Source organism: Kribbella italica, from assembly GCF_014205135.1.
Classification (GTDB): Bacteria; Actinomycetota; Actinomycetes; order Propionibacteriales; family Kribbellaceae; genus Kribbella; species Kribbella italica.
The window spans coordinates 4,086,999-4,111,717 of record NZ_JACHMY010000001.1 but is presented as its reverse complement, the minus strand read 5'-3'; the positions used below and the strand labels follow the sequence as shown (position 1 = coordinate 4,111,717).

General features: G+C 69.2%; 22 protein-coding genes. 8 read left to right on the top strand and 14 right to left on the bottom strand.

Annotation, left to right across the window (positions count from 1 at the left end; genetic code table 11):
• Positions 1–64: 64 nt before the first annotated feature.
• From HDA39_RS19005 to HDA39_RS18980, 6 genes are all read right to left on the bottom strand, one after another.
• Positions 65–1,072 carry an ABC transporter ATP-binding protein gene (locus HDA39_RS19005; RefSeq protein ID WP_184796820.1) on the bottom strand — a complete coding sequence of 336 codons (1,008 nt, stop codon included), beginning with the start codon at positions 1,070–1,072 and terminating at the stop codon, positions 65–67.
• Positions 1,072–2,112, bottom strand: a complete 1,041-nt coding sequence (locus tag HDA39_RS19000; protein ID WP_184796818.1) for an ABC transporter permease — start codon at positions 2,110–2,112, stop codon at positions 1,072–1,074. Before HDA39_RS19000 ends, HDA39_RS19005 begins: the two co-directional genes overlap by 1 nt.
• Positions 2,113–2,115: 3 nt before the next feature.
• Complete coding sequence (locus HDA39_RS18995; protein ID WP_184796817.1) at positions 2,116–3,096, bottom strand: ABC transporter permease subunit; 981 nt, start codon at positions 3,094–3,096, stop codon at positions 2,116–2,118.
• Positions 3,093–4,163, bottom strand: a complete 1,071-nt coding sequence (locus tag HDA39_RS18990; protein WP_184796815.1) for an ABC transporter ATP-binding protein — start codon at positions 4,161–4,163, stop codon at positions 3,093–3,095. The genes HDA39_RS18995 and HDA39_RS18990 overlap by 4 nt, the downstream gene beginning before the upstream one ends.
• A gap of 79 nt (positions 4,164–4,242) precedes the next feature.
• On the bottom strand, positions 4,243–5,919 hold the full coding sequence (locus HDA39_RS18985; protein WP_184796813.1) for an ABC transporter substrate-binding protein: 1,677 nt from the start codon (positions 5,917–5,919) through the stop codon (positions 4,243–4,245).
• Between the two features lie 186 nt (positions 5,920–6,105).
• Positions 6,106–7,116, bottom strand: coding sequence for a LacI family DNA-binding transcriptional regulator (locus HDA39_RS18980; RefSeq protein WP_184796811.1), 1,011 nt, complete (start codon positions 7,114–7,116; stop codon positions 6,106–6,108).
• A 336-nt stretch (positions 7,117–7,452) separates the two neighbouring features.
• Here HDA39_RS18980 and HDA39_RS18975 point away from each other — a divergent pair, with 336 nt between their 5' ends.
• Both HDA39_RS18975 and HDA39_RS18970 read left to right on the top strand, forming a co-directional pair.
• Positions 7,453–8,637, top strand: a complete 1,185-nt coding sequence (locus HDA39_RS18975; RefSeq protein ID WP_238356091.1) for an ROK family transcriptional regulator — start codon at positions 7,453–7,455, stop codon at positions 8,635–8,637.
• A gap of 94 nt (positions 8,638–8,731) precedes the next feature.
• Positions 8,732–10,072 (top strand): GH1 family beta-glucosidase, encoded by a 1,341-nt coding sequence (locus HDA39_RS18970; RefSeq protein ID WP_184796807.1) that lies wholly within the window; start codon positions 8,732–8,734, stop codon positions 10,070–10,072.
• A gap of 60 nt (positions 10,073–10,132) precedes the next feature.
• On the opposite strand, the gene HDA39_RS18965 is transcribed toward HDA39_RS18970, so the two are convergent.
• A complete protein-coding gene (locus HDA39_RS18965) occupies positions 10,133–11,389 on the bottom strand; it encodes a glycoside hydrolase family 16 protein (protein WP_184796805.1) in 1,257 nt (418 codons plus the stop codon).
• A 287-nt stretch (positions 11,390–11,676) separates the two neighbouring features.
• On the opposite strand from HDA39_RS18965, the gene HDA39_RS18960 reads away from it, so the two are divergent.
• The 3 genes from HDA39_RS18960 (at position 11,677) to HDA39_RS18950 (ending at position 14,884) form a co-directional block, all read left to right on the top strand.
• Entirely contained in the window at positions 11,677–13,578 is a 1,902-nt protein-coding gene (locus tag HDA39_RS18960; RefSeq protein WP_184796803.1) for a ricin-type beta-trefoil lectin domain protein, read from the top strand.
• Between the two features lie 118 nt (positions 13,579–13,696).
• Positions 13,697–14,524, top strand: coding sequence for a MerR family transcriptional regulator (locus HDA39_RS18955; protein WP_184796801.1), 828 nt, complete (start codon positions 13,697–13,699; stop codon positions 14,522–14,524).
• 3 nt (positions 14,525–14,527) lie between these two features.
• Positions 14,528–14,884 (top strand): VOC family protein, encoded by a 357-nt coding sequence (locus tag HDA39_RS18950; RefSeq protein ID WP_184796799.1) that lies wholly within the window; start codon positions 14,528–14,530, stop codon positions 14,882–14,884.
• Between the two features lie 50 nt (positions 14,885–14,934).
• On the opposite strand, the gene HDA39_RS18945 is transcribed toward HDA39_RS18950, so the two are convergent.
• The 3 genes from HDA39_RS18945 to HDA39_RS18935 form a co-directional block, all read right to left on the bottom strand.
• Complete coding sequence (locus tag HDA39_RS18945) at positions 14,935–15,240, bottom strand: ArsR/SmtB family transcription factor (protein WP_184796797.1); 306 nt, start codon at positions 15,238–15,240, stop codon at positions 14,935–14,937.
• Between the two features lie 263 nt (positions 15,241–15,503).
• The gene (locus HDA39_RS18940) at positions 15,504–16,493 is read right to left on the bottom strand and encodes a phosphotransferase (RefSeq protein ID WP_184796795.1); all 990 of its coding nucleotides are present in this window, start codon (positions 16,491–16,493) and stop codon (positions 15,504–15,506) included.
• Between the two features lie 43 nt (positions 16,494–16,536).
• On the bottom strand, positions 16,537–17,121 hold the full coding sequence (locus HDA39_RS18935) for a TetR/AcrR family transcriptional regulator (protein ID WP_184796793.1): 585 nt from the start codon (positions 17,119–17,121) through the stop codon (positions 16,537–16,539).
• 48 nt (positions 17,122–17,169) lie between these two features.
• On the opposite strand from HDA39_RS18935, the gene HDA39_RS18930 reads away from it, so the two are divergent.
• Positions 17,170–17,919, top strand: a complete 750-nt coding sequence (locus tag HDA39_RS18930; RefSeq protein ID WP_184796791.1) for an SDR family oxidoreductase — start codon at positions 17,170–17,172, stop codon at positions 17,917–17,919.
• A 10-nt stretch (positions 17,920–17,929) separates the two neighbouring features.
• On the opposite strand, the gene HDA39_RS18925 is transcribed toward HDA39_RS18930, so the two are convergent.
• Entirely contained in the window at positions 17,930–18,589 is a 660-nt protein-coding gene (locus tag HDA39_RS18925) for a response regulator transcription factor (protein ID WP_184796789.1), read from the bottom strand.
• Entirely contained in the window at positions 18,580–19,860 is a 1,281-nt protein-coding gene (locus tag HDA39_RS18920; RefSeq protein WP_202893048.1) for a sensor histidine kinase, read from the bottom strand. Before HDA39_RS18920 ends, HDA39_RS18925 begins: the two co-directional genes overlap by 10 nt.
• 132 nt (positions 19,861–19,992) lie before the next feature.
• Between HDA39_RS18920 and HDA39_RS18915 the strand changes: the two genes are divergently transcribed.
• Complete coding sequence (locus HDA39_RS18915; protein ID WP_184796787.1) at positions 19,993–20,667, top strand: DedA family protein; 675 nt, start codon at positions 19,993–19,995, stop codon at positions 20,665–20,667.
• 60 nt (positions 20,668–20,727) lie between these two features.
• On the top strand, positions 20,728–21,342 hold the full coding sequence (locus HDA39_RS18910) for an NADPH-dependent FMN reductase (protein ID WP_184796785.1): 615 nt from the start codon (positions 20,728–20,730) through the stop codon (positions 21,340–21,342).
• A gap of 6 nt (positions 21,343–21,348) precedes the next feature.
• Here the strand turns inward: HDA39_RS18910 and HDA39_RS18905 are convergent, their stop codons facing one another.
• Together HDA39_RS18905 and HDA39_RS18900 are read right to left on the bottom strand one after the other, a co-directional pair.
• Complete coding sequence (locus HDA39_RS18905) at positions 21,349–23,874, bottom strand: FtsX-like permease family protein (RefSeq protein ID WP_184796783.1); 2,526 nt, start codon at positions 23,872–23,874, stop codon at positions 21,349–21,351.
• A complete protein-coding gene (locus HDA39_RS18900) occupies positions 23,871–24,653 on the bottom strand; it encodes an ABC transporter ATP-binding protein (RefSeq protein WP_184796781.1) in 783 nt (260 codons plus the stop codon). Before HDA39_RS18900 ends, HDA39_RS18905 begins: the two co-directional genes overlap by 4 nt.
• Between the last annotated feature and the right edge of the window lie 66 nt (positions 24,654–24,719).

The following is a 24,719-nucleotide window of genomic DNA, read 5'->3' as shown; positions in this document are numbered from 1 at the left end:
GCGGCGTTCCGCGCCCGGCCGGTGGGCAGGCGCGGAACGCCGTACTGACTCCCTTCGGGAAGAGTTAGGCGACGGGGACCCGGCCGGGCAGCCAGCAGGCCACCTGACGGTTCGGGTCGTTCCTGGCCTCCGGGACGCCGAGGACGGGGATCTCCGTCGAGCAGCGGTCGAACGCGTGCGGGCAGCGAGGGTGGAAGGCGCAGCCGGTGGGCATGCCGCGCAGGTCGGGCGGCGAGCCCGGGATCCCGCTCAGCTCCCGGCGCGGGCCACGCAGCGCCGGGAAGGACTTCAGCAGTCCTTCGCTGTACGGGTGCAGGGAGTCCTTGTAGAGGTCGGCCGAGCGAGCCTCCTCGACGATCCGGCCGCCGTACATGATCGCGATCCGGTCCGAGAACTCGACCAGCAGCGACAGGTCGTGGGTGATGAACAGCACCGAGAACCCGAGCCGCTCGCGCAGCTCGACCAGCTGGGCCAGGATCTGGCGCTGCATCACCACGTCCAGCGCGGTGGTCGGCTCGTCCATGATCACGATCTGCGGCTCGAGCACGAGCGCCATCCCGATCATCACCCGCTGCCGCATGCCGCCGGACAGCTGGTGCGGGTAGGCGTCCATCCGGTCCGCGGAGATGCCGACCAGCTTGAGCATGTCCTTGGCCCGGGCCCAGCGGGCCTCGGAGCTGAGCTGCGGCTCGTGCGCGCGGATCACGTCGAGCATCTGGGTGGAGACCTTATGCACCGGGTTGAGTGAGTTCATCGCGCCCTGGAACACGATCGAGGTCTCGGCCCAGCGGAACTTGCGCAGCTCGGCCGGCGACAGCGCCATCACGTCGTACGGCTGGTCGCCCGGCGGGTGGTACACGACCGAGCCGCCGCTGATCACGCCGGGCGGCGGGAGCAGCCGCGTCACGCCGTACGCGAGGGTCGACTTGCCGGAACCGCTCTCGCCGGCCAGGCCGAGCACCTCACCGCGGTGCAGGGTCAGCGTGACGTCGCGGACCGCGCGCACGGCCTGGTCGCCCAGCCCGTAGTCGACGTTGAAGTCCTTGATCTCCAGGACTGGTTGCTTCGCCATCAGACCGTGCCCTTCGCTTCGCCGGCGCGGACCACCGGGGTGACCGGGGCCTTCCTGCCGGAGGTGTTCAGCACCGGGGTGAACCCGACCTTCATCCGGACCGTGTGGCCGTCCTTGGTCTTCACCCGGGTGTGCCCGCTGCTGCGCAGCCGCGGGCTGACGAACTCGTCGATGCCGAAGTTGACCAGGGACAGCGCGGTGCCCAGTACGGCGATCGCCAGGCCGGCCGGGACGAACCACCACCACGCGCCCTGGGCGAGGGCCTGCTGGCTCTGCGCCCAGAACAGGATCGTGCCCCAGTTCCACTCCGAGATCGTCGAGATGCCGATGAAGGCCAGCGTGATCTCCGACATCACCGCGAAGATCACCGTCCCGACGAAGCCCGAGGCGATGATCGCGGTCAGGTTCGGCAGGATCTCGACGGTGATGATCCGCCAGGTGCTCTCACCGGTCGCGCGGGCGGCCTCGACATAGTCGCGGCGCCGCAACGACAGCGTCTGTGCTCGCAGTACTCGAGCACCCCACGCCCACGAGGTCAGACCGATGACGAGGGCAACCATCAGGTCACCGGCGCCGGGAATGGTCGAGGCGACGATGATGATCAGCGGCAGCGCCGGGATGACCAGGAAGACGTTCGACAGCGCGGACAGCCCCTCGTCGGCGACGCCGCCGAGGAACCCCGAGCTGACCCCGATCAGGACCGACAGCGCGGTCGCGATGACGCCGGCCAGCAGGCCGACGAACATCACGCCGCGGGTGCCGACCAGGATCTGGGAGAAGATGTCCTGCCCCAGGTGGGTGGTGCCGAACCAGTGCGCGCCCGACGGCGGCTGGATCAGGTCGGCGCTGCGCGCGGACGGGTCGTACGGCGCGATCCACGGCCCGATGATCGCGATCAGGCAGAACAGCGCGAGCACGATCAGGCCGGTGGCGGCCTTCGGGTTCGCGACGAACCGCAGCCGCTGGCGCTTGGCCGGCGCGGCCGCGACCTCGGGGCCGTCGGGGGTGACCGCCGTGATGGTGCTGGTCGGTGCGGACATCGGTCAGCCCTCCTTGCGGGTACGCGGGTCGAGCAGCAGGTACGCGATGTCGGCGATTAGGTTGGCGACCAGCACCGAGATGGTGATCACCAGGAAGACGCCCTGCATCAGCGGGTAGTCCTTCGCGCCGACGGCCTGGAACAGGTTGTAGCCGATGCCGGGGTAGGAGAAGACGATCTCCACCAGCAGCGTGCCGCCGACGATGAAGCCGAGCGACAGCGCGAAACCGGACACGTTCGGCAGCAGCGCGTTGCGGGCGGCGTAGCTGAGCATCACCCGGCGCTCGGACAGGCCCTTGGCGTGCGCGACGGTGATGTAGTCCTCCGAGGCGACGGTGACCATCATGTTGCGCATGCTGAGGATCCAGCCGCTGACCGACGAGATCAGGATCGTCAGCGCCGGCAGCAGGCTGTGCTGGACGGCGCTGCCGATGAACACGCTGTCCCAGGCCGGCACCAGGCCGGGCTCGTACCCGCCCGACGACGGGAAGAAGCTGCCCGAACCGGCCAGCAGCGTGATCGCGATCAGGCCGAGCCAGAAGTACGGGATCGACGACAGGAACGTCGTCACCGGGAGCAGCCCGTCCAGCCAGGAGCCGCGCCGCCAGCCGGCCAGGACTCCGAGGCCGGTGCCGATGACGAAGCTGGCGAACGTCGTGATGCCGACCAGCGCGATCGTCCACGGCAGGCTCTGGCCGAGGATCTCCGAGACCGGCGTCGGGAAGAAGGTGAACGACAGGCCGAGATCGCCCTTGAACACCTGGCCCCAGTAGTCGACGTACTGGCTCCACAGGCTGGCGTTCTTGTCCAGGCCGAACAGCACGTACAGCGAGTTGATCGCCTCGGTGCTCATCTGGCCCTGGAACTTGTTGATCAGCGAGGTGACCGGGTCACCGGGGATCATCCGCGGGATGAAGAAGTTGATCGTGATCGCCGCCCAGGCGGTGAACAGGTAGAAGGCGATCCGTTGCAGCAGGAACTTCACTTCGCCGCTCCTTCCTCGTAGAGCCAGCAGGCCGCCCAGTGGGCCTGGCCGCTGTCGACCAGCGGTAGCTCGAACCGCGGCGGCAGGTCGGTGGAGCACTTCGGCATCGCGTGCACGCAGCGCGGGTGGAACCGGCAACCGGTCGGCGGCGCGATCAGGCTCGGCGGCTCACCCCCGGCCTCGTCCTCGGGCGCGTCCTTGGCGTCACCGACCCGGTCCAGCCGGTCGGGGTCGGGCGCGCTCTCGATCAGTAGCCGCGTGTACGGGTGGGCCGGGTTCTGCGTGACGGTCTCGGAGTCGCCGCCCTCGACCATCCGGCCGGCGTACATCACCAGGGTCTCGTCGGCGAAGTACCGGGCCGAGGCGATGTCGTGGGTGATGTAGAGGATGGCCAGGTCGAGGCGTTCCTTCAGGTCCCGCAGCAGGTTCAGTACGCCGAGCCGGATGGACACGTCGAGCATCGAGACCGGCTCGTCGGCCAGCAGCACCTCGGGGTTGGCGCCGAGCGCGCGGGCGATCGACACCCGCTGGCGCTGGCCGCCGGACAGCTCGTGCGGGAACTTGTCGAGGTAGCGCTCCGGCGGGGTCAGCTGGACCCGCAGCAGCAGGGCGTTCAGGTTCTGCTCGAGATCGGCGCTGCCGTTGCCCGCGCGGCCGTGGATCTTCAGCGCGCGGGTCAGGTGGTAGCGCACGGTGTGGACCGGGTTCAGCGAGGCGAACGGGTCCTGGAAGATCATCTGCACCCGGCGGCAGTAGGCGCGGAACGCGCGGCCGCCGTTCACGGTGATCAAGTCGCCGTGCAGCCGGATGTCGCCGTCGGTGCGCTTGTACAGCTGCGCCATCAACCGGGCGACGGTCGACTTGCCGGAGCCGGACTCGCCGACCAGGGCGGTGACCCGCCCGCGGCGCAGCGTCAGCTGGATGTCGTCCACCGCGTGCACGGCCTTGCGCTCCTTGGTGAACAGGTCGCGCAGGCCCCGGCGTACGGGGAAGTGTTTGGTGAGGTTCTCGGCCTCGAGGACCACGTCGTCGGTCGTGGTCGGTGGTGCTGCTGGCGTCGCCGTCATTTCCGACTCCTCGCTCGGTGGGCACAGGGAACCGCGGCCGGGAGCCCCAGGGTGGAGAGCTCCCGGCCGCGGCGGGGTGTCAGGCCCCTGCGGGCTTGAGCTTGAGGACGATCTCCAGCGCGTTCTGCTGGGTCGGCTGGGCCGGCCCGTACGGGTTGGTGTCGTCCGGCCACCCGACCCAGTTCTTGGTGCTGTAGAGCGCACCGATGTTGGAGGCACCGGTCGGGATGATCGGCATCTGGTCGACCATGATCTTCTGCAGCGTGTTCAGCGCCGCCGTCCGGGCCGCGTCGTCGGCCGCGTTGGCGTACTCGTCCAGCGCCTTGGTCGCGTCGGCGTTGCTGAAGCGGCCGTAGTTGCCGCTCACGCCACCCTTGCCGACCGGCTTCAGGATCTTGCCGTCCATGATGTTCTGGTAGATGTCGTACGGCGTCGCGCCGCCGTTGGTCCAGTGCATCCCGGCCTGGAAGTTGCCCTCGTCGAACGCCTTGAACCAGGCGTCCTGGTTGGCCTTGTCGACGGTGGCCTTGATCCCGATCTGGGACAGGTTGTCCTTGATGATCTCCAGACTGGTGACGTAGTCGGACCAGCCGGCCGGGTTGGTCAGCGTGATGGTGACCGGCTTGCCGGTCGGGTCCTTCAGCGTCTCGCCCTCGAGCTTGAAGCCCGCGCCGGTCAGCTCGGTCTTGGCGGCCTCGACGTCGACGGCGTGCTTCTTGTCCTTGAACTCCGGCGCGATGAACGACTCACCGGCCGGGGCGGGGATCCCGGTGACGGACTCGATCTTCGGGTAGAAGTACCCGGCCTCGGCCTGGGTGAAGATGTCGTCGCGGTTGATCACCTTGTCCATCGCCCGGCGCAGCGCCGGGTTGTCGAACGGCTTCACGGTGGTGTTGATCCACAGGCCGTGGATGCCCAGCGTGCCCGGCGCCCAGACCTTGTGGTTCTTCTCGTCTTTGGCCTGGAAGACCGTCTTCACGTTCGGGACGAAGACGAAGCTCCACTCCGAGGCGCCGTTGGCCAGCGCGGTGGTCTGCGCGTTGTTGTCGTTGTACGACGTGTAGCGCAGCTCCTTGACCTTCGGCAGCTCCTGCCAGTACTTGTCGCGCAGCTCCAGCGTGGTGGTCTGCGGGGTGAACGACTTCAGCTTGTACGGGCCGGTGCCGATCGGGTTCTTGACGGTGTCCTGGCTCGGGTCCTTGAACGCCGACCACTGGGCCTTGGGGATCACGAAGACGCCGAGGATCTTGTTCTGGTTGACGAACTGCGACCGGGTGAAGGTCAGGTCGACCTTGTTCCCGGACTGGGTGATCGTGCCGTACGGGATCGCGTCCTGGTTCAGCCCCTCGTTGTCCTTGCGGAGCTGGAAGGAGTAGGCCACGTCCTCGGCGGTCATCGGCTTGCCGTCGGACCAGGTGACGCCGTCGCGGATCGTGAAGGTGACCTTCTTGAAGTTGTCGGCCCAGACGAAGTCGGTGGCCAGCCAGGGCTTGCCCTTCTCCTGCGGCTTGAGCGCGTTGATCATCACCAGCGGCTCGTAGATCATCCACCGGTACCCGAGCGAGGCGCCCGAGGAGGAACCGAGGAACGGGTTGTGGTTCTCCGTCTGCGGGCCGTTCGGCATGCCCACGTTGAGCACCGTGGCGCCGCCGCCGGAGCTGGCGTTCGAGTTGTTCGTGTCCCCGTTGCTGCAGGCAGCCAGTGCTGCCGCGAGCAGGCCCGCGAGGGCCAGCGCGACTGGGCGTCGTGCTCGCATCGTTCCTCCTGTGTTCGTCCACTGCTGGCGGATGACGGTCGGATGACTGTCGGATGGTGCGGTTGGGCTCGCATCGTGCCGTGAAAGCGCTCTCATGGAAAGAGCGGGCGGCTTAACGGATCGGTATCGGCGGTCTGGGAGGGTGCCGGTGGCGAAGCAGGGGCAGCTACCTCGCCACCGGACGCTCTACGAGGGGCGGGCGGGGGCGGTTGAGCTGCGCACGATCAGCGTCGTGGGCAGCACCTGGGGAGCCTCCGGCAGCGGCTTGCCGCCGAAGTAGTCCATCAGCATCCGGGCCGCCGCCTGGCCCATCTGGCGCATCGGCTGATGCACCGTGGTCAACGGCGGCTCGGTGTGCTGGGCGTACGGGATGTCGTCGAAGCCGACCACCGACACGTCGTTCGGCACGTTCCGCCCGGTCTCCCGGACGGCCTGGATGGCACCGCCGGCGGACAGGTCGTTGTGCGCGAAGATCGCGTCGAACTTGATGCCGGCCTCGAGGGCCTGCTGGACGCCGCGGCGTCCGCTTTCGTGGGTGAAGTCGCCTTCGAAGACGAGCCGTGGGTCCAGCTCGAGACCGGCCGCCGCGTAGGTGTCGCGGAAACCGTCCAGGCGTTCCTGGGTACAGCCGAACCAGTCGACGCCGGTGATCACCAGCGGGCGGCGGCGACCGAGCTCCAGCAGGTGCCGGGCGGCGGCCTCACCTCCGGCCCGGTTGGTGGTGGCGACGGACGGGAACACGGGTTGCTTGGCCCGGTCGTCGATCAGGACGACCGGCAGGCCACGCGAGTGCAACTGCTCGATGTAGGCGAGCGTGCCTTCCGGCTCGATCACCAGCAGGCCGTCGAACGACTGCGCCGAGACCTGCGAGGCGAACTGCTGCATCGACTCCTCACCCCGGTTGCAGGTGAACAGCAGCAGGCCGTAGCCCTCGGTCTCGACCACGTCGACGGCGCCTTGCAGCACCTCACCCATCCAGGGCCAGGTGAGCGAGGGGACCAGCATGCCGACGATCCGGGTCCGGCCGCGGGCCAGGCCGACGGCCCGGGCGCTGGGCACGTACCCGAGCTCGTCGATCACCTGGCGGACCCGTTCGGCGGTCCGCAGGTCGAGTTCGCCCTTGCCGTTCAGGACCCGCGAGACGGTCGTCTTGCTGACTCCGGCACGGGCCGCGACATCGGCGATCGTGATCGACATTCACAGCTCCCCTCGGGCGGTGGGGTGGTGCGGGGCGGTTTGTTGCCGATTCGTGAACGCGGTGTTCGGAACCGGTTTCGGAAGCGGTTCCGTAGAGTGAAGCCGAGTGGGCCAGGTCACGTCAATCACGACGCGATAACGAAACCAGGACTAAGTTCACGTTTTGTAAGAAGTCCGGCGCGCGGTCGGCCTCCGGGTCTGGCGACCCGGCGCTGCGGCATGATGGACTGCGGGGGAGGGATCGATTTCAGGGGCCGCCGGGGTGGCCCGGCAGCCGGGGTCGCAGAGGGCGGGTCGAGAAACACCATGGACGGACGCCGGACGACTGTGCGCGACATGCGGCGGTCCAACCGGTCGGTGATCCTGACCAGCATCTACCGGCAGGGACCGCTGAGCCGGTACGAGCTCGGCCGCGAGACGTCGCTGAGCGCGGCCAGCGTGAGCAACCTGGTCGGCGAGCTGCTGGAAGAGGGCATCGTCGAGGAGGCCGGGTCGGTCGAGTCCGACGGTGGCCGGCCGCGCGTGCTGCTGCGGGTCGCGCCGGCTTTTGGGTACGTCGTTGGTGCCGAGGTCGGTGAGACGAGGGTCAGGGTCGAGCTGTTCGACCTGGCGATGTCGGTGCTCGCGACCGTGGTCTACCCGATCGAGACGCCGAAACCCGCGCCCGAGCTGGCGGTCAAGTACGTGCTGCAGGGACTCGACGCGGTGATCGCGCAGGCCGGCGTACGGGCTGATCGTGTGCTGGGGTTGGGGGTTGCGGTCGCCGGCGTGGTCGAAGGGCCGGCGGACGCCGTCGTGCACGCGCAGACGCTGGGGTGGGACGGCGTTCCGCTGGGCGCGATGCTTGCGGCGGGGACGGACATCCCGATCCAGGTGGACAACGGCGCGAACACGTTGGGCCAGGCCGAGATGTGGTTCGGTGCCGGGCGTGGTGCGACGGACGCTGTGGTGGCGCTGGTCGGGTCCGGTGTCGGAGCGGCCCTGGTGACCGGCGGGACGAGCTACCGCGGCACGCGCAGCAGCGCGGGCGAGTGGGGCCACACCACGATCATGTACGGCGGCCGCCGGTGCCGGTGCGGCGCCGAGGGCTGCCTCGAGGCGTACGTCGGCGCTGAAGGCGTGCTCGATCGGTACCGGTTGGCGGGTGGGTCTGCTGCTCGGTCCGATGACGACGAGGCGGAGTTCATCGCGTTGCTGGGGGCTGTCGAGTCGTCCGAGGTGGCGGCGAAGGTCGTCGAGGACACCATCGGGTATCTGGCCGCGGGATTCGCGAACTTGGTGAACCTGGTCAACCCCGAGCGGATCGTGCTGGGTGGGTGGTCGGGCTTGCTGCTGGGGGAGCGGTATTTGCCCGAGCTGCGCGAGGCGGTGGGGAAGCACGCACTGCATCGCCCGTACGCCCAGGTGACGATCGAGCTGTGTGAGCTGGGTCGAGATGCAGTTGCTCTGGGGGCGGCGACGCTGCCGGTCCTCCGGTTGCTGCGTGAGGGCGGCACCACCAAACGGCTCGCTGCCAGCTGATTCCTGGAGTTCCGCAACCTGAACTCGCTGCGCGAGGTTCAGGACTTCAACTATGCTTTGAAAAAACCGCCTTTCCACCCTTTGGGGGTCACCGATGGTCGAGCTCTCCCCGCTTCGGCAGGACTTCGTCTGGGGTACCGCCACCTCGGCGTACCAGATCGAGGGCGCTGTCGACGCCGACGGCCGGCTGCCGTCCATCTGGGACACGTTCTGCCGGGTTCCCGGCGCGATCGACAACGGCGACACCGGCGACGTCGCCTGTGACTCCTACCACCGCTGGCCCGAGGACCTCGCGCTGATCAAGCAGCTCGGTGTCGACGCGTACCGGTTCTCGATCGCCTGGCCGCGGGTGATCCCGACCGGGTCCGGCGCGGTCAACGAGGCCGGTCTGGCCTACTACGACCGGATGGTCGACGATTTGCTTGCCGAAGGCATCAAACCCTTCGTCACCTTGTACCACTGGGATCTGCCGCAGGCGCTGCAGGACCTGGGGGGCTGGGACCACCGCGACACGGCGTACCGGTTCGCCGAGTACGCCGCGGTGGTCGGCGCGCGGCTCGGCGATCGCGTCCGCGACTGGGTGACGCTGAACGAGCCGCTCTGCTCGGCCTGGATCGGCCACTGGGAAGGGCGGATGGCGCCCGGTATCACCGACCCGGCGACGGCCGTGCGCGCGTCGTACAACCTGTTGCTGGCGCACGGTCTCGGCGTCCAGGCGCTGCGCGAGGGGTGCCCCGAGCCGCCGTCGGTCGGTCTGGTCGTCAACCTGAGCGGCTGCGAGCCGGCCAGCCAGAGCGCCGAGGACATCCGCGCCTCGCGGATCGCCGACGGGCACATCAACCGCTGGTGGCTCGACCCGACGTCCGGCCGCGGTTTCCCGACCGACATGGTCGAGACGTACGGCGTCGAGCTGCCCGAGCAGCCCGGTGATCTCGACATCATCGCCGCGCCGACCGACTTCATCGGCCTGAACTACTACTTCCGCCAGATCATCAGGGCCGACGACAGCGTCCCCGTTCTCGGCTTCAGCCAGGTCCCGGGCCCGAACGCCGAGCACACGATGCTCGACTGGGAGATCCACCCGGCCGGCCTGGAGGAGCTGATCCTGCGGCTGGCCAAGGAGTACGGCGCCGAGAAGATCTACATCACCGAGAACGGCTCGGCCTGGGTCGACCAGCCCGACGCGGACTTCGTCGTCGACGACACCGACCGTACGGCGTACCTCGAAGGGCATCTCGCCGCCTGCGTCCGCGCGGTGCAGCAGGGTGCGCCACTGGCCGGGTACTTCGCCTGGTCCCTGATGGACAACTTCGAGTGGGCCTACGGCTACGCCCCGCGCTTCGGCCTCGCCTATGTCGACTACCCGACCGGCAAGCGCGTGCTGAAGACCAGCGGCACGACGTACGCCGAGCTGGTGCGTTCGCACCGCGCCTGACCTAAACGCAACGAAGCCCTCCCGGACTCGAGGTCCGGGAGGGCTTCGGCGTACTGACGGTCAGACGGTCCACTTCTGGTTGGCGCCGCCGCCGCAGGTCCAGATCTGCGTCGGGGTGGCGTTCGCCGCGTTGTTGCCGGTGACATCGAGACACTTGTTCGCCCGTGGGTTCACCAGGTCCCTGGCTCCGGAGTACGTCCACTGCTGGGCCGCATTCCCGTTGCAGGTGGCGATCTGTACACGGGTGCCGTCGGCAACACCGGCGTTCGCGACGTCCAGGCACTTGCCCAGGGCACGGATCGTGCCGTCACCCGGCCGGGTCCACTTCTGCGCGTTGCTGCCGTTGCAGTCGTAGAGCTGGACGGTGGTGCCGTCGGCCGCGTTCGCGCCGGCGACGTCCAGGCACTTGCCGGCCAGGCCGGTGATCTGGCCGCCGCCGCCACCGCTGCTGCCCAGGGTCGAGACCCGGACGTAGTCGACGACCATCGACTGCGGCATTACCGTGCTGCCGTCGGGGTAGCCCGGCCAGTAGCCGCCGACCGCGACGTTCATGATCATGAAGAACGGGTGGTTGTAGACCCACTGGCGGCCACCGAGGTCGGCCGGTGTCCGGCGCTGGAACTGCACGCCGTCGACGTACCAGGTGATCGAGTCCGGCGCCCAGTCGACCGCGTAGGTGTGGAAGTCGTTGCGGAACGGCTGGCCGTTCGGCGACTGGTACGACGCGCCGATGCCACCCTCGCCGGAGTAGCCCGGACCGTGCAGCGTGCCGTGCACGGTGTTCGGCTCGCGGCCGATGTTCTCCATGATGTCGATCTCGCCGTCGGTCGGCCAGTTGCCGCCGCCGAGCATCCAGAACGCCGGCCAGACACCCTGCGTGCCGGGGATCTTGATCCGGGCCTCGAAGCGGCCGTACGTCTGCGTGAACGTCTGCGCGGTCAGCAGCCGGGCCGAGGTGTACTCGCAGGTGCCGTAGTGGCACTGGAAGCCGCCGCTCTCGCGGCGGGCGGTGATCACCAGGTTGCCACCGCCGTCGAGCGCGGCGTTGCGGGTCGAGTTGGTGTAGTACTGCCGCTCGTTGTTGCCCCAGCCGCCGCCTCCGATGTCGAAGCGCCACTTGCTCTGGTCGGGGCCTTGGCCGGACGGGCCGTCGAAGTTGTCCTCCCAGATGGTGGCCTGGGGGGCCATCGCCTGGGCGGCGGCGTCGTCGCCCGGCGTCCGGGCGTCGGCGGGGGACTGGAGTACGGCGGTGCCGAGCAGTGCGGCGCCTGCGGCGAGCAGGGCGGCGACCCGGAACCGGGAACGCGGGAACCTCATGCGTGCCTCATTTCTCGCGCGGCCGAACGGGGCGGTCCGGCCGTCGTGGGGGCGGGGGCGGGACGGAACGAGACAAGGAATCGCTGGGAGGGAGCTTGCTGTGAGAACGCTCCCACGTCAAGACCACACGTAAATACAAGGCGTGAAAAAAGGCGCCGTCCGGCATTGACTCCGACAGGCACCGATGGTTACCTGCTGATGACCACCAGTTGCGGCGCGGGCAGACGCCGGACCCGGGGTTCTCTTCGTCCCCTGTGCAACCCCTTGAGCAAAAGGGAGATCCGCCCATGCCCCGCACCCTTCGTCGTGCCCGCCCCGGACGACGACGCCTGCTCCCCGCCCTGGCGGGATTCGCGGCCCTCTCGGTGGTCGCCACCGGCCTGAGCCTCGGCAACCCGCAGCCCGCCCACGCCGCCGGCGAGCAGGTCAACGTCTGGCTGACCACGACCAACGACGGCGCCGGCCGCAACGTGACCCGCGGCCTGCAGCAGCAGACCCCGGTGAACTTCGGTCCGGCCGGCGGCACCGCCAACCAGACCGTCACGGTCAACGAGAACACGACGTACCAGACCTTCGAGGGCGGTGGCGCGTCGTTCACCGACAGCGCCGCGTGGCTGCTGAACAGCAGCAACACGATCACCGCCGCGACCCGCAACCAGGTCATGAAGGACCTGTTCGACCCGGTCAACGGGATCGGCCTGGCCTTCACCCGCAACCCGATGGGTGCGTCCGACCTGGCCCGGTTCAATTATTCGTACGACGACACCTGTTGCGACCTGAACGACTTCACCATCAACCACGACCTCGCCGACGTCGTACCGCTGACCAAGCAGGCCAAGCAGCTGAACCCGGCGCTGAAGGTGAAGGGTGCGCCGTGGAGCGCGCCGGCCTGGATGAAGGACAACAACAAGTTCACCAACCGCGGCTGGCTGAAGGCCGAGTACTACCCGCTGTACGCGCAGTACTTCGTCAAGTACGTGCAGCAGAACGAGGCCCAGGGCAACCACATCGACTACGTGTCGGTGCAGAACGAGCCGACCTGCTGCGGCAACGACAACACCGGCTACGCCTCGATGAACTGGAACGGCGCCGGTCTGCTGAACTTCACCAAGAACCACCTGCTGCCGGCGTTCCGGGCGGCCGGGATCACCACCAAGGTGATGGTGCTGGACTACAACTGGGGCAACTACAACGACCTCGGGTCGGTCCCGCTGGCCGACGCCGGGCTGCGCAACGACCCGCTGTTCGGCGGGATCGCCTGGCACGGGTACGGCGGTGACGTGAACCTGCAGACCACCGTGCACAACCAGTACCCGGCCGTGAACCACTACATGACCGAGCACTCGGGCGGCACCTGGATCCCGAACCAGCAGGTCGAGGACATGAACAACCTGATCGACTACACCCGCAACTGGAGCAAGTCCTGGGTGAAGTGGAGCCTCGGCCAGGACCAGAATATGCTTCCGTACGTCGGGGCCGGCTGCAACGTGTGCACCGGGCTGGTCACCATCCAGCGCGGTGGGTCGCGGGCCGGTCAGGTCGACAAGACCGTCGAGTACTACACGATGGGCCACCTGACGAAGTTCGTGAAACCGGGGGCGGCGCGGATCCAGTCCGACGCGAACAACTCGGTGAAGAACGTCGCGTGGAAGAACCCGGACGGGTCGAAGGCGCTGATCGCGTTCAACACCACGGGCAGCGCGCAGTCGGTGCGGGTGAACTGGGGTTCGCAGTCCTTCGTCTACACGCTGCCGACCAAGACCTCGGCGACCTTCACGTGGTCGGGGACGCAAGGTGGCGGTGGTGGTGGGACCGGCGGTCAGATCACCGGGCTGGCGGGGAAGTGCATCGATGTAGCGGGTGCGAACTCGGCGGACGGGACCGGCGTACAGCTCTATGACTGCAACGGCTCGACCGCTCAGCAGTGGACGCGCCCTGGTGACGGGACCGTTCGTGCGCTCGGCAAGTGCCTGGATGTCGCGAGTGGTGGTACGGCGGATGGGTCTCGGGTGCAGCTGTACTCGTGCAATGGCTCGGCTGCTCAGCAGTGGACGTACACGGGCGGGAAGGATCTGGTGAACCCTGCTGCGAACAAGTGTTTGGACGTGACGGGGAACAACTCTGCCAATGCGACGCCGCTGCAGATCTGGTCGTGCACGGGGGCGGCCAACCAGAAGTGGAACGCCTAACCCTCTAGTCGTGGGGTCCGCACGGGGACCCCGCTCGACCGACCGCGCCCCGCGCCCCCGGGGTCGCGGTCGGTCTGTTGTTGACCCTCCGGTGGCCGGAGGGTGCAGAGTTTGCTGCATGACGGCTTCGGTGACCATCGGGGAGTTCTCCCGGCTCACACATCTGAGCGTGAAGACGCTGCACCACTACCACGACATCGAACTGCTCGCGCCCGCCGCGATCGACCCGAGCTCCGGCTACCGCCGGTACGAGATCACCCAGGTGCCGACCGCTCAGCTCATCCGCCGGCTGCGCGAGCTGCAGATGCCGCTCGCGCAGGTCCGGGCGGTGATCGAGGCCCCCGACCTCGCCACCCGCGACCAGACGCTGCGTCTGCACCTCGACCAGATGGAACGCGAGCTGATCCGCACCCAGGAGGTCGTCGCGTCGCTCCGCTCGATGCTCACCCTGTCGCCTGTGGAGCTGGCGGTCGAGTACCGCTTCGTCCCGGCCTTCCGCGCGTACGCCGTCGCCGACCGCGTCGCGCGTGACCAGATCAGCGCCTGGTGCGAGGCGACGTTCGGCCGCCTCGGCGCGATCGCCGGTCAGCTCGGCATCAGCGCCACGGCCGGTGCGACGTACAGCGACGAGTTCTTCGCCGACGACGTCGGCGAGGTCGTCGGCTTCCTGCCCGTCGCGCCCGCGCAACCGCCGTACGAGGGTGTGGAGCTCGTCGATCTCCCGGCCGGTTTCTTCGCGGTGACCGTGCATGCGGGTCCGTTCACGGACTTCGACCGGACCTACGGCGCGCTCGGCAGTCATGTCGCCGAGCACTGCGCGATCGCGCCCGGGCCGATCCGTGAGCTGTACGTCGTCGGGCCGGGCGAGAGCAGCGACCCGACCACTTACCAGACCGAGATCTGCTGGCCGATCCAGCGGATCCCCAATGTCACGACGAAAGGCTGAACCATGTCCGTCACCTTCGCGCAGATCGCCGTCGACTGCGCCGACGTCCAGTCCCAGGCCGCCTTCTGGGCCGAGGTCTTCCAGACCGAAGTCGATGCCGGCAGCAACCAATTCATGGCGACCGTGAACCGCGCCGCCACGGGTGGGCCGGCGATGATGTTCCTCCAGGTCCCCGAGAAGCCGGCCGGCGTCAAGAACCGCCTGCACCTCGACCTCGGCAGCTCGGACTGGGCCGCCGACGTCGACCGCATCGTGGCCCTCGGTGCCAAGCGGGAGGTCGAGTTCACCGAGTACGGGACGCACTGGATCACGCTGACGGATCCTGAAGGCAACGTCTTCGACCTCGCCGAGGCGCACTAGCTCGCGCTGCCCCGCCCGGTGCGTTCGTGCGTCGGACGCGGCGGGCGGTGTCAGTCCATCGTGTCGAGGTGTGCCTCGAGCGCGTCCAGCCGCCCGCGCCACAGGTCGCGGTACGGTTCCAGCCAGGCGTCGATCTCGGCCAAGGGCGCCGGCCGCAGCCGGTACCACCGCCGCTGCGCGTCCTGCCGGACTTCCACCAGCCCGGCATCGCGCAGTACTTTCAAGTGCTTCGACACCGCCGGCTGACTCAGCTCGAGCGCATCCACCAGTTCCCCGACCGGCCGCTCGCCGGCGCGCAACAGATCGAGGATCTCCCGCCGCCGCGGTTCTGCCAGCACCTCGAACGTAGTTGCCATAAGAGGAATATACGCCCGTCGTAGGCGGCGGCCTGTGCTCCCCGGCGAGGCTGCGGCACTCAGCAACCTCGCCGGGCAACAGACGAACAGGCGGGCGTCGCTCGTCAGGTGTAGGGGTCGGTGATTTCCCGGAGGGTGGTGAGGGCCTGGCGTACGGCTCGCCACGGACATCGATTGGTCGGCCGGTGAAGGTGGAGAGCTGGGAGGGCCGATCGGGTTGCTGCTGCAGCTGTTGAGCGGGCGCACCTACGTCACCGCCCAGCTCAGGTGAGGAACGCGGTGTACTGCGGGTCGTTGAGGAGTTTCGCGGTGAGCGGTACGCCGGAGTCGCGGTCGAACGGGTCGGTGTCGTGGGCGTTGCCGATGAGCAAGGCGTGGATCGCGCGGTAGGTCAGCAGGCCGTCGGCGTTGTGGTCGAGGCGGGCGATCAGTGCGGCGTCGAAGTCGGCCTCGATGGCGCGGGTGTCCGGCGACCAGAGTGCGTAGAGCGCGGCTGCGCTCGCGCTGTCGAACACCGGGTCGCCGGCCATGCTCAACAGGCCGAAGTCGAGCACGCTGACCGGCCGGAGTTGGTCGTCGACGAGGATGTTGCCGGCGGTGACGTCGCCGTGTACGAGCTGGGTGTCGTGCGTTGGATTGATTGCGTGAAGACGTTGCTGCAGGCAATCGAGCTTGGTGTCGAACTTGTCGACGAGGCGGTCGAGCTGGTCGCCGTACGTCGCGACGCGCCGGGCGAGAAGGCTGGAGAGCGCGTCGAGCCACGACCCGCGGGCCGCCGTCTGCTGCGCGGGGGCAGTGGGCGCCTCGGCGGAGGAGCGCGGCCGGTAGTCGTGGCGGATTGGTTCTGTCTCGTCGAGGACGGTCATGGCGAAGAGGGCTGGTGGGGCGGGTGTGGTCGCGAGTTCTCCGAGGACGTCGATGACGCAGTCGCGGGCCGCGGGCCAGGTGGTGGTGCCGAACTCGGGGGCGATCTCGTGCAGCGGGCGGCCGGGGAGTTCGGCTTCGATGGTGACGAGCCAGCGGGAGCCTTGGTGGATCTCGAGGATCTCCGGGGTGTGGAAGGGGAGCCGGATCTCGGCGTACAGGTTCTGCAGGCGGTCGAGTTCGGCGCGGGGTGCGTGGAACCAGACTTTCGCGACGCGGTGATCGGCGAGGCGGAAGACGGCGCCTTGCATGCCGATCGCCAGGAGTTCGGGGTGCTGGTGGCCGAGGGCGCGGACGTGCTCGGGGATGACGTCGTCGGTGAACTGCATCCGGGTGAGCCTAGGTGGCCTTGCGGCTGATGCCGACCTGTTTTCAGCTGAAGTCCGCTGGGAAGGTGGCGGTCAGGGCCTCGCGGATCAGGGTGGGGAGGTGTTGCTTGCCGTCGGTGCGGGCCCAGTGGACCAGGGCGATGTGGGTGGCGCCCAGGCAGGCGCCGGAGATCGCGCGGGTCTGGAACTCCTGGTCGGGGTCGGGGTCGTCGCCGCAGAGGGCGGTGACGATTGCGTTCTGGGTGGCGTACTGGTTGTCGAGGTGCCGGGCTCTGAGGGCCGGGACGTCGACCATCAGCTGGAGGCGGGCGAGCAGGAGGTCCCGGTGGTCGGGGGTGGTGCCGGCTGTGGCGGTCTCGATCAGGGCGTGGCCGATTCGGCGTACGAGGGGGTCGTCGGTGGGGCTGTTGACGAGGACGTCGAGGCTGACCGGCGTGTACTCGTCCCAGATGACGAGGTCCTCCTTGGTGGGGAAGTGCCGGTACACGGTCATCGCGGAGACGCCGGCCGCTTCGGCGACCGTGTTCATCGTGGTCGCGTCGTAGCCGTCGCGCTGGAACAGGCGGATCGCCTGGCGTTGGAGCAGCTGCCGGGTTTCGGCCTTGCGGCGTTCGCGAAGACTTGACATGTGGTAGACAGTATCAAAGTGTTAGTAACTACCACTTAAGGGGATTCGATGAGTACGAGAGTCGCGCTGGTGACCGGAGCGTCGCGGGGGATCGGGCGGGCGGTGGCCGAGCGGTTGGCGGCGGACGGTCTGCACGTGGTCGCGCACTACAACGGGCATGAGGCGGAGGCGAAGGAGACGGTCGCGCGGATCGAGCGAGCCGGCGGTACGGCGGTCGCCGTTCAGGCTGAGCTCGGTCGTGAGGGGGGAGTGGAGAAGCTGGTCGACGCCGTACGGACGGAGTCGGGTGGTCGGCTCGCTGTGCTGGTCAACAACGCGGCCGCGGTGCCGGCGGGGCCGATGGTGACGGATACGCCGGAGCGGTTCGACCGGTTGTTCGCGGTGAACGTCAAGGCGCCGTACTTCCTGGTCCAGCAGGCGCTTCCGCTGCTGGTCGAGGGTGGCCGGATCATCAACGTCTCGTCGGTCGCGACCCGGATGGCGAATCCGACGCAGACGTCGTTCGCGATGACCAAGGGTGCGCTCGAGGTGATGACCCGGACGCTCGCGCAGGAACTGGGCGGCCGGGGGATCACGGTCAACGCCGTCGCTCCCGGCGGAACCCGGACGGCGGACAACGCGGAGGCCTTCATCGGACTGGAGGACTTCATCACCAACCTCACCGCTCTCGGCCGCCTCGGGCAGGCCGAGGACGTCGCCGACGTGATCGCCTGGCTTGCCTCCGACCGGTCCCGCTGGGTCACCGGCCAAACGATCGACGCCAGCGGCGGCCTGCACCTGGGGCCGAAGATCGCCTAGCTCTCGGGCATTAGTTGGTGAGGTACTTGGCGATGGCGAGGCTTCGGCGGTTGTAGGTGGGGTCGTCGTCGAGGGCCAGTTTGTCGAAGATGGCGTAGACGTGTTTTTCGACGGCGCTCTGGGAGATGAAAAGCTTCTTGGCGATCCCCCGGTTGTTGTGGCCTTCGGCCATGGTGGCGAGGACTTCGTGCTCGCGCGGGGTGAGGGTGCTGAGCGGGTCGGTGTGGGTGGTGCGGGCGAGGAGCTGGCGGACGACGTCGGGGTCGAAGGCGACGCCGCCGGCGCCGACGCGGTCCATGGCTTCGAGGAACTCCTCGACGCGCATCACCCGGTCCTTGAGCAGGTAACCGAAGCCTTCCTGGCCCGAGGTGATGAGTTGGGTGGCGTAGGCCTTCTCGACGTACTGGGACAGGACGAGGACGCCGACCTCCGGCCACTCGGTGCGGATGGTGAGGGCGGCGCGGAGGCCTTCGTCGGTGTGGGTGGGCGGCATGCGCACGTCGACCACGACGAGGTCCGGTGCCTCGCCGGTCGCGACGGCGGTGCGGACGGCGGCGACCAGGGAGTCGCCGTCGCCGACCGCCGCGAGGACCTCTTGGCCCTCCTCTTCGAGCAGCAGGACCATTCCCTGGCGCAGAAGGATGTTGTCGTCGGCGAGCATCACTCGCATGGCAGCTCCGCTCGGATCGTGGTGGGCCCGCCGGGCGGGCTGTCGATGGTGAAGGTGCCGTCGTACGCCGCGACGCGGCCGGCCAGGCCGGTGAGGCCGCGGCCGCGGGGATCGGCGCCGCCGCGACCGTCGTCCGTGACGGTCACGACGACCGCGGTCGGCTCGGTCGCCGGTGCGAAGCCGAGCGGCGCTGGGACTGCTGCCTGGACACTGATCCTGATCCGCTCCGCTCCTGAGTGCTTCGAGGCGTTGGTGAGCGCTTCGGAGATCACGAAGTACACCGCGGTCTCGACCGGCGCCGGCGGGCGGATGGGCAGGTCGTACCTCAAGGTGACCGGGATGCCGGAGCGCTCGGCCAGGACACTGACGACCTCCTGCAGGCCCAGCTGGTCGAGCACGGTCGGGTAGACGCGCCAGGCGACGTCGCGGAGGTCGGCCAGCGCCTGCTCGGACTCGTCGTGGGCCTGGCGAACCAGGTCGGCGGCGTGCACCGGGTCGCGGGACCGGCGGGCCCGGCTGAGCAGCAGGCCGAGCGCGACCAGGCGTTGCTGGACGCCGTCGTGCAGGTCACGCTCGATCCGGCGGCGTTCGTCGTTCACGACCTGGATGACCTCGGCCCGGCTCAGGGTGAGCTCGGAGACCCGCCGGGCCAGCACGTCCTCGGCCGACGGGGTCAGGTGGTGGCGGGCCAGCGCGACGTCGAGCTGTCTGACGCCGGCGATGCCCATCACGTTCAGGTAGAGCAGGACCAGGCCGGGGATCGCGGCGACGGCGATCGTCGCCGAGCTGACCGCGCCGCCGTCCTCCTCGATGAATCCCCAGGCGCCGCCGAAGATCCACGCCGACAGCATCGACCCGGCCACCACCAGGCCGAAGACGAGCAGCAGCAGGACCAGCCCGCCGAGCAGGCCGAGCGGCCAGCGGCGCGCGACGTACCCGAAGGCTTGGCGGTCGCCGTACGGACCGAGGTCGTGGACGTCGTGGAACCGGACCAGCCGGCGCTGCTCGAGGGTGGCGAGTTGCCGGGCGCAACGATGGGTGAACCTGATCACCGCCCGGCGGGAGCGGGGGACGGCGACGATCGGGATCAGGCCGAGCGCGAAGACCAGCAGGAATCCCAGCTCGGCCACGGCCAGCAGCGCGCCGAGCATGACGCCCGCGAGAGTCCGCAGGCTCCGCCCGGGCAGCGTGCCGCGCCATGAGGAGGCGGTGGCGCCGTACGGCGTGCTGTGCCCGAAGGTCTTGCCGGGACGCGGATCGATGGCCTGCATACGCACCAGGCTAGTGGGCACCGGGCGAACGGAGACTGTGGTTTTCCACAGTTCTGTACTGTGGAAAAGCCGAGCAATTACGACGGTCGACCACAGGGCGCGAGCAGGCCTCGCGCACCTAGCGTCGACGCCATGAACTCGACGAGCCAGGTGATGATGACCGCGCTAGCAACGCAGGAACCGACCGGTGGGGTGGCCGGCTGGGCCATCGACATGATGGAGAAGCTGGGGGCGCCGGGCGCGGGCCTCGCGGTGGCGCTGGAGAACCTGTTCCCGCCGCTGCCCAGTGAGGTGATCCTGCCGCTGGCGGGATTCGCGGCCAACCGCGGCGATCTCGGGCTGATCAGCGCGATCCTGTTCACCACGCTCGGCTCGGTGGTCGGCGCGCTCGCGCTGTACGGCGTGGGCGCGGTGCTCGGCCGCGACCGGACCAGGGCGCTGGCGGCCCGGTTGCCACTGATGAAGATCGAGGACGTCGACAAGGCCGAGCAGTGGTTCGTCAAGCACGGGCCGAAGGCGGTGCTGATCGGGCGGGTGGTGCCGGTGGTGCGCAGCCTGATCTCGGTGCCGGCCGGGGTGGAGCGGATGTCGCTGCCGCTGTTCCTGGCGCTGACCGCGTTCGGCAGCCTGGTGTGGAACTCGGCGCTGATCATCGCGGGCTACGCGCTCGGCGAGAAGTGGCACGTGGTGGAGTCGTCGGTCGGCGTGTTCCAGTACGTCGTGATCGCTGCCGCGGTGGCCGCGGTGACCTGGTTCGTGGTTGTCAAGGTGAAGGCGAAACGTTCGGATCCTGAGAAAGTCAAGTAGGCCGCTCGACTTTGGTTACGCTCGGGGAACCTCACTGCCGAACCGCTGGAGAGATCCCCGATGCCCTCAGCCGCTTTCGAACCGCGCGTCGTTCCCGATCCGCCGGTCTGGCCGCAGTCCGTGGTCACCGTGGTCGGCAACCCGCGCGCGGGCTCCCGGACGGCGGCCGCCGCGGCGTCCGTCGCGGAACTGCTCAGCTCCGAGCTCGGTACGCCGTACCGGCTGAACGACCTGGTCGATCTGGTGACGTTCGCGCCGGCGATCTTCCAGGGGGACGACGCCTCGGACGAGCAGCGGGCCGCCTTGGAGAACGCGATCGATCTGGTGTCGTCGGCGTCGTTGGTCGTCGTCGCCACGCCGGTGTACAAGGGGAGCTACACGGGGTTGCTGAAGAGCTTTCTCGATGTACTGCGGCCGGAGGCGCTCGGCGGGGCGGTGGTGGTGCCGGTGACGGTGTCGGCGGCGCCTTCGCACAAGTTGCTCGCCGACCAGCACCTGCGGCCGGTGCTGGCGGAGCTGGGGGCGAGTGTGCCGGTGCCGGGGGTGATTCTCGAGGAGCGGGATCTGGAGGATCTGCAGGTGGTGCTCTCGACGTGGATCCGGCAGAACGCCGGCATCGTCCAGGCAACCACGATCGCTCTCCAGCCGATCGCCGAGCCGACACCGGCGCGGTAACACCTTTCAGTCGGGGCGGGAGGTTGTCTCCGCGGGGCTGGTGCGGAGGACGCCGGTGGCCGGGATGAGGGTGGACAGGTAGGTCAGACCGGCGGCCGCGGCGACGATCGCCAGGTAGATCCACCAGGGGCCGTGCGGGACACCGGAGCCGGAGACAGCCGCGGCGAACGGGATCAGCGTGGCCAAAGCGACGGCTGTGCCGAGGACGACTCCGGCGGTGACGACCAGCGTGCTTTCCGTGGTCAGCATCCGCAGGACCTGGCCGCGGGTCGAGCCGGTCAGCCGCTGCAGGGCGAACTCACGCCGCCGTCGGATCGTCGACGAGGCCAGGGTGTTGACCACCGAGACCGCCGTGTAGCCGATCAGCAGGCCGACGAGCATGTAGTTGACCCAGGCCTGCGTCTGCAGTTCCTCGCTGTTCCCGGCGATCAGCGCCTCCCGGCCCGACACCTGTACGCCGGGGTGCGTGTCGGCCAGCTTGGCGAGCGCCGGAACAGGATTCGCGCCGGGTTCGTAGCGCACGAGGATCTGCGGAACCAGCCGATCGGTGGTGTGGGCGGCGAGCAGGCCGGCCGGCAGGACGAGGTTCTCGTACCCGGACTCGGCGGCGAAGGTCGCGATCACCCGGAGCTCGACGGGAGTTCCGTCGCCGAGCGTCAGCTTGATCGTCGAGCCGATCCCGCGACCGGTCTTCTCGACCAGGCGGTCCGGCACCGCGACCGTCGTACCGGTCAGGCCTTCGAGCGATCCCGCGGTGACCCGGACCGGCGCGGCGCCGTCCTTGCCCTGGGCGCTGACGCCCAGCAGGGGTGCGCCGTCCTCGTCGAAGGGCGCGTTCCGCGGTTCGTCGACAGCGCCGTAGCTCGTCACGTACGCCGAAGCGCTGGCGACGCCCGGCACCTCGCGGACGGCGGGCAGCAGCGACGTGGGCAGCCCGGTTCCGGTGACCGAGCCCAGTACGCCGTCCGCCTTGAGCTCCTTCGTGAAAGCCTTCTCGGAGGCGTGCACCTGGGTGGTCTGCATGTAGATGTTGGCCGTCGAGATGCCGACCGCGAGCATCACCGGCATCACCGCGGCGGACATCGCCACCGAGCGTGCCGTCACGTTGATGATCGCGAGCCGGCCGTTGACGCGGCTCACGGCGTACAGGGGCCAGCGGACGAGCGCCAGGACGAGCTTGGTCCAGAACGGGCCGAGCAGCGTGACGCCGATCGCCCAGCACAGGACGGCGGGGCCGGCGGTCGCGCCGGCGAGCGGACCGGACATCACGGTGCCGGTCACGATCACCAGCGCCGTCCCGCCGCCCAGGAAGAGCACGCCGAAGAGGAGGCGGATCCAGCCGAACCACTTGCGCTGCAGGCCTGCCTCGACCAGCGCCTCGACCGGCTTGATCCTGGCCGACTTGCGGGCCGCGATCAGGGCGGCACCGACAGCGGCCAGTACGGCGGCGCCCGCGCCGGCGGCGAACGGGATCCAGCCCTGGTGGAACTCCAGCAGCGGTGAAGCGACGCCGTTCTCGGCGAGCTGGTCGAACAGGAAGCGGCCGAGCAGGACGCCGGGCACGAGGCCGATCAGTACGGCGGGGATCGAGACCAGCAGGGACTCGCCGAGGATCATCCGGCGGACCTGCCCGGGTGTGGTGCCGATGCTGCGGAGCAGGGCGAACTCGCGTTCGCGGTGCTGCGCGGACAGGGCCAGGGTGGAGGCGACGACGAACATCATCGTGATGGTGGCGATACCGCCGAAGGAGCCGGCGACCGCGATCAGGGCCTCGCGGGACTGGGACGCCTCCGGGTGCTCGGCGTGGCCGCGGTCCGCGCCGGTGTGCAGGGTGAGGCCGCCGGCGATGGTCTCGGTCACCTCCTCGACGGCCTTCCTGACGGTGGCGATGTCCTTGCCAGGGGCAACCAGTACGCCGAGGCTGGAGAAGCGGCCGGGCGTCGCGGCGAGGCGGGTGGCCTCGCGGGAGGAGAAGAAGGTGTGGCCGGCCGGGCCGTTGGCGATGCCGCGGACGGTGTAGGTGCTGGGTTCCCCGTTGGTGAGGAGGGTGACTCGCGAGCCGACGCGCACGCCCGCGGAGCGGGCGGACGAGCTGTCGAGCACGACATCGGTCGCCCGGGTGGGTGCTGCGCCGGAGACGAGCTTGTACGGCGCGAGGCGGGCCGAGGTCCAGGAGTGACCTTCGGCCTGCAGGAAGCTGTTGGGGGTTTGTACCGGCGTCGCGAAGCTGAGGTCGCCGATGACCTCGGCGACGCCGTCGACGGCGCGGAGCTTCGCGGCGGCTTCGGCGGGGACGCCGACCCGCTCGCGCAGCGGCGTGGGGTCCTCGGCGCCGGGGCGCGGGTGGCTCTGGTTGCCGGTGACCAGGATCTCGGCGGTCGCGAGCCGCTCGGCGGGCACGTTGGAGCGGATGCCGGTCTCCATCAGGCCACCGCAGGCCAGCACGATGGCGGTCCCGAAGACGACGGCGACGAAGGTGGCGACGAACCCGCCCTTGCGGAAGCGCAGGGTGCGGACGGCGAGCTTCATCATCGTGCGACCGCCAGGTTGCGGGCGCGCGCGCCGAGGTGGGTGAGGCGCTCCGCGACCTGCTCGGCGGTGGGCGTGATCAGGCCGCCGGCCAGCTGACCGTCGGCGAGAAACACGACCTGGTCGGCGTACGACGCGGCGACCGGGTCGTGGGTGACCATGATGACGGTCTGGCCCTGACTGCGGACCGGTTCGCGGAGCAGGTCGAGCACGTCGGCGGCGGTCTGCGTGTCCAGCGCGCCGGTCGGCTCGTCGGCGAAGATGACCGCGGGCCGTGCGACCAGCGCGCGGGCGATCGCGACGCGCTGCTGCTGACCACCGGACAGTTCGCCCGGGCGGTGCTTGTGCCGGCCCGACAGGCCGACCCGCTCGAGCACCTCGGCGACGGCGGCGCGCTTCGGGCGCCGTCCGTCGAGCTCCTGCGGCAGGGTGACGTTCTGCCAGACGGTCAGGGCGGGCAGCAGGTTGAACGACTGGAAGACGAACCCGATCCGCTCCCGGCGCAGCTCGGTCAGCTTGCGCTCGCTCAGTCCGGCCAGCGGCTGGTCGTCGATCGACACCGACCCCGAGGTCGGCCGGTCGAGTCCGGCGGCGCAGTGCAGGAAGGTGCTCTTGCCGGACCCGGACGGGCCCATCACCGCGGTGAAGGTGCCGCGGGCAAAGCTGATGCTGATCCCGTCGAGCGCGACCACCGCGCCGGCGCCCTTGCCGTAGACCCTGCGAACGTCGTTCAGCACGACGGAGTTCGACGTTCTCTGGATTGTTTCCCGCTTGCGCTTCATACCGAGAACGCTATGAAGATCCGGCCGGCCGTCCCAGGGAGCTGAGCCGCCGATCTGGGTGGTGCT

Excerpts from the sequence above, each read along its gene's own strand:
- HDA39_RS18910 (WP_184796785.1), top strand. The coding sequence starts at position 20,728 with ATGCCCTCAGCCGCTTTCGAACCGCGCGTCGTTCCCGATCCGCCGGTC.
- HDA39_RS18920 (WP_202893048.1), bottom strand. The coding sequence starts at position 19,860 with ATGCAGGCCATCGATCCGCGTCCCGGCAAGACCTTCGGGCACAGCACG.
- HDA39_RS18950 (WP_184796799.1), top strand. The coding sequence starts at position 14,528 with ATGTCCGTCACCTTCGCGCAGATCGCCGTCGACTGCGCCGACGTCCAG.
- HDA39_RS18915 (WP_184796787.1), top strand. The coding sequence starts at position 19,993 with ATGAACTCGACGAGCCAGGTGATGATGACCGCGCTAGCAACGCAGGAA.
- HDA39_RS18970 (WP_184796807.1), top strand. The coding sequence starts at position 8,732 with ATGGTCGAGCTCTCCCCGCTTCGGCAGGACTTCGTCTGGGGTACCGCC.
- HDA39_RS18945 (WP_184796797.1), bottom strand. The coding sequence starts at position 15,240 with ATGGCAACTACGTTCGAGGTGCTGGCAGAACCGCGGCGGCGGGAGATC.
- HDA39_RS19005 (WP_184796820.1), bottom strand. The coding sequence starts at position 1,072 with ATGGCGAAGCAACCAGTCCTGGAGATCAAGGACTTCAACGTCGACTAC.
- HDA39_RS18925 (WP_184796789.1), bottom strand. The coding sequence starts at position 18,589 with ATGCGAGTGATGCTCGCCGACGACAACATCCTTCTGCGCCAGGGAATG.
- HDA39_RS18975 (WP_238356091.1), top strand. The coding sequence starts at position 7,453 with ATGCGGCGGTCCAACCGGTCGGTGATCCTGACCAGCATCTACCGGCAG.
- HDA39_RS18965 (WP_184796805.1), bottom strand. The coding sequence starts at position 11,389 with ATGAGGTTCCCGCGTTCCCGGTTCCGGGTCGCCGCCCTGCTCGCCGCA.
- HDA39_RS18900 (WP_184796781.1), bottom strand. The coding sequence starts at position 24,653 with ATGAAGCGCAAGCGGGAAACAATCCAGAGAACGTCGAACTCCGTCGTG.
- HDA39_RS18940 (WP_184796795.1), bottom strand. The coding sequence starts at position 16,493 with ATGCAGTTCACCGACGACGTCATCCCCGAGCACGTCCGCGCCCTCGGC.
- HDA39_RS18930 (WP_184796791.1), top strand. The coding sequence starts at position 17,170 with ATGAGTACGAGAGTCGCGCTGGTGACCGGAGCGTCGCGGGGGATCGGG.
- HDA39_RS18955 (WP_184796801.1), top strand. The coding sequence starts at position 13,697 with ATGACGGCTTCGGTGACCATCGGGGAGTTCTCCCGGCTCACACATCTG.
- HDA39_RS19000 (WP_184796818.1), bottom strand. The coding sequence starts at position 2,112 with ATGTCCGCACCGACCAGCACCATCACGGCGGTCACCCCCGACGGCCCC.
- HDA39_RS18980 (WP_184796811.1), bottom strand. The coding sequence starts at position 7,116 with ATGTCGATCACGATCGCCGATGTCGCGGCCCGTGCCGGAGTCAGCAAG.
- HDA39_RS18985 (WP_184796813.1), bottom strand. The coding sequence starts at position 5,919 with ATGCGAGCACGACGCCCAGTCGCGCTGGCCCTCGCGGGCCTGCTCGCG.
- HDA39_RS18960 (WP_184796803.1), top strand. The coding sequence starts at position 11,677 with ATGCCCCGCACCCTTCGTCGTGCCCGCCCCGGACGACGACGCCTGCTC.
- HDA39_RS18990 (WP_184796815.1), bottom strand. The coding sequence starts at position 4,163 with ATGACGGCGACGCCAGCAGCACCACCGACCACGACCGACGACGTGGTC.
- HDA39_RS18905 (WP_184796783.1), bottom strand. The coding sequence starts at position 23,874 with ATGATGAAGCTCGCCGTCCGCACCCTGCGCTTCCGCAAGGGCGGGTTC.
- HDA39_RS18935 (WP_184796793.1), bottom strand. The coding sequence starts at position 17,121 with ATGTCAAGTCTTCGCGAACGCCGCAAGGCCGAAACCCGGCAGCTGCTC.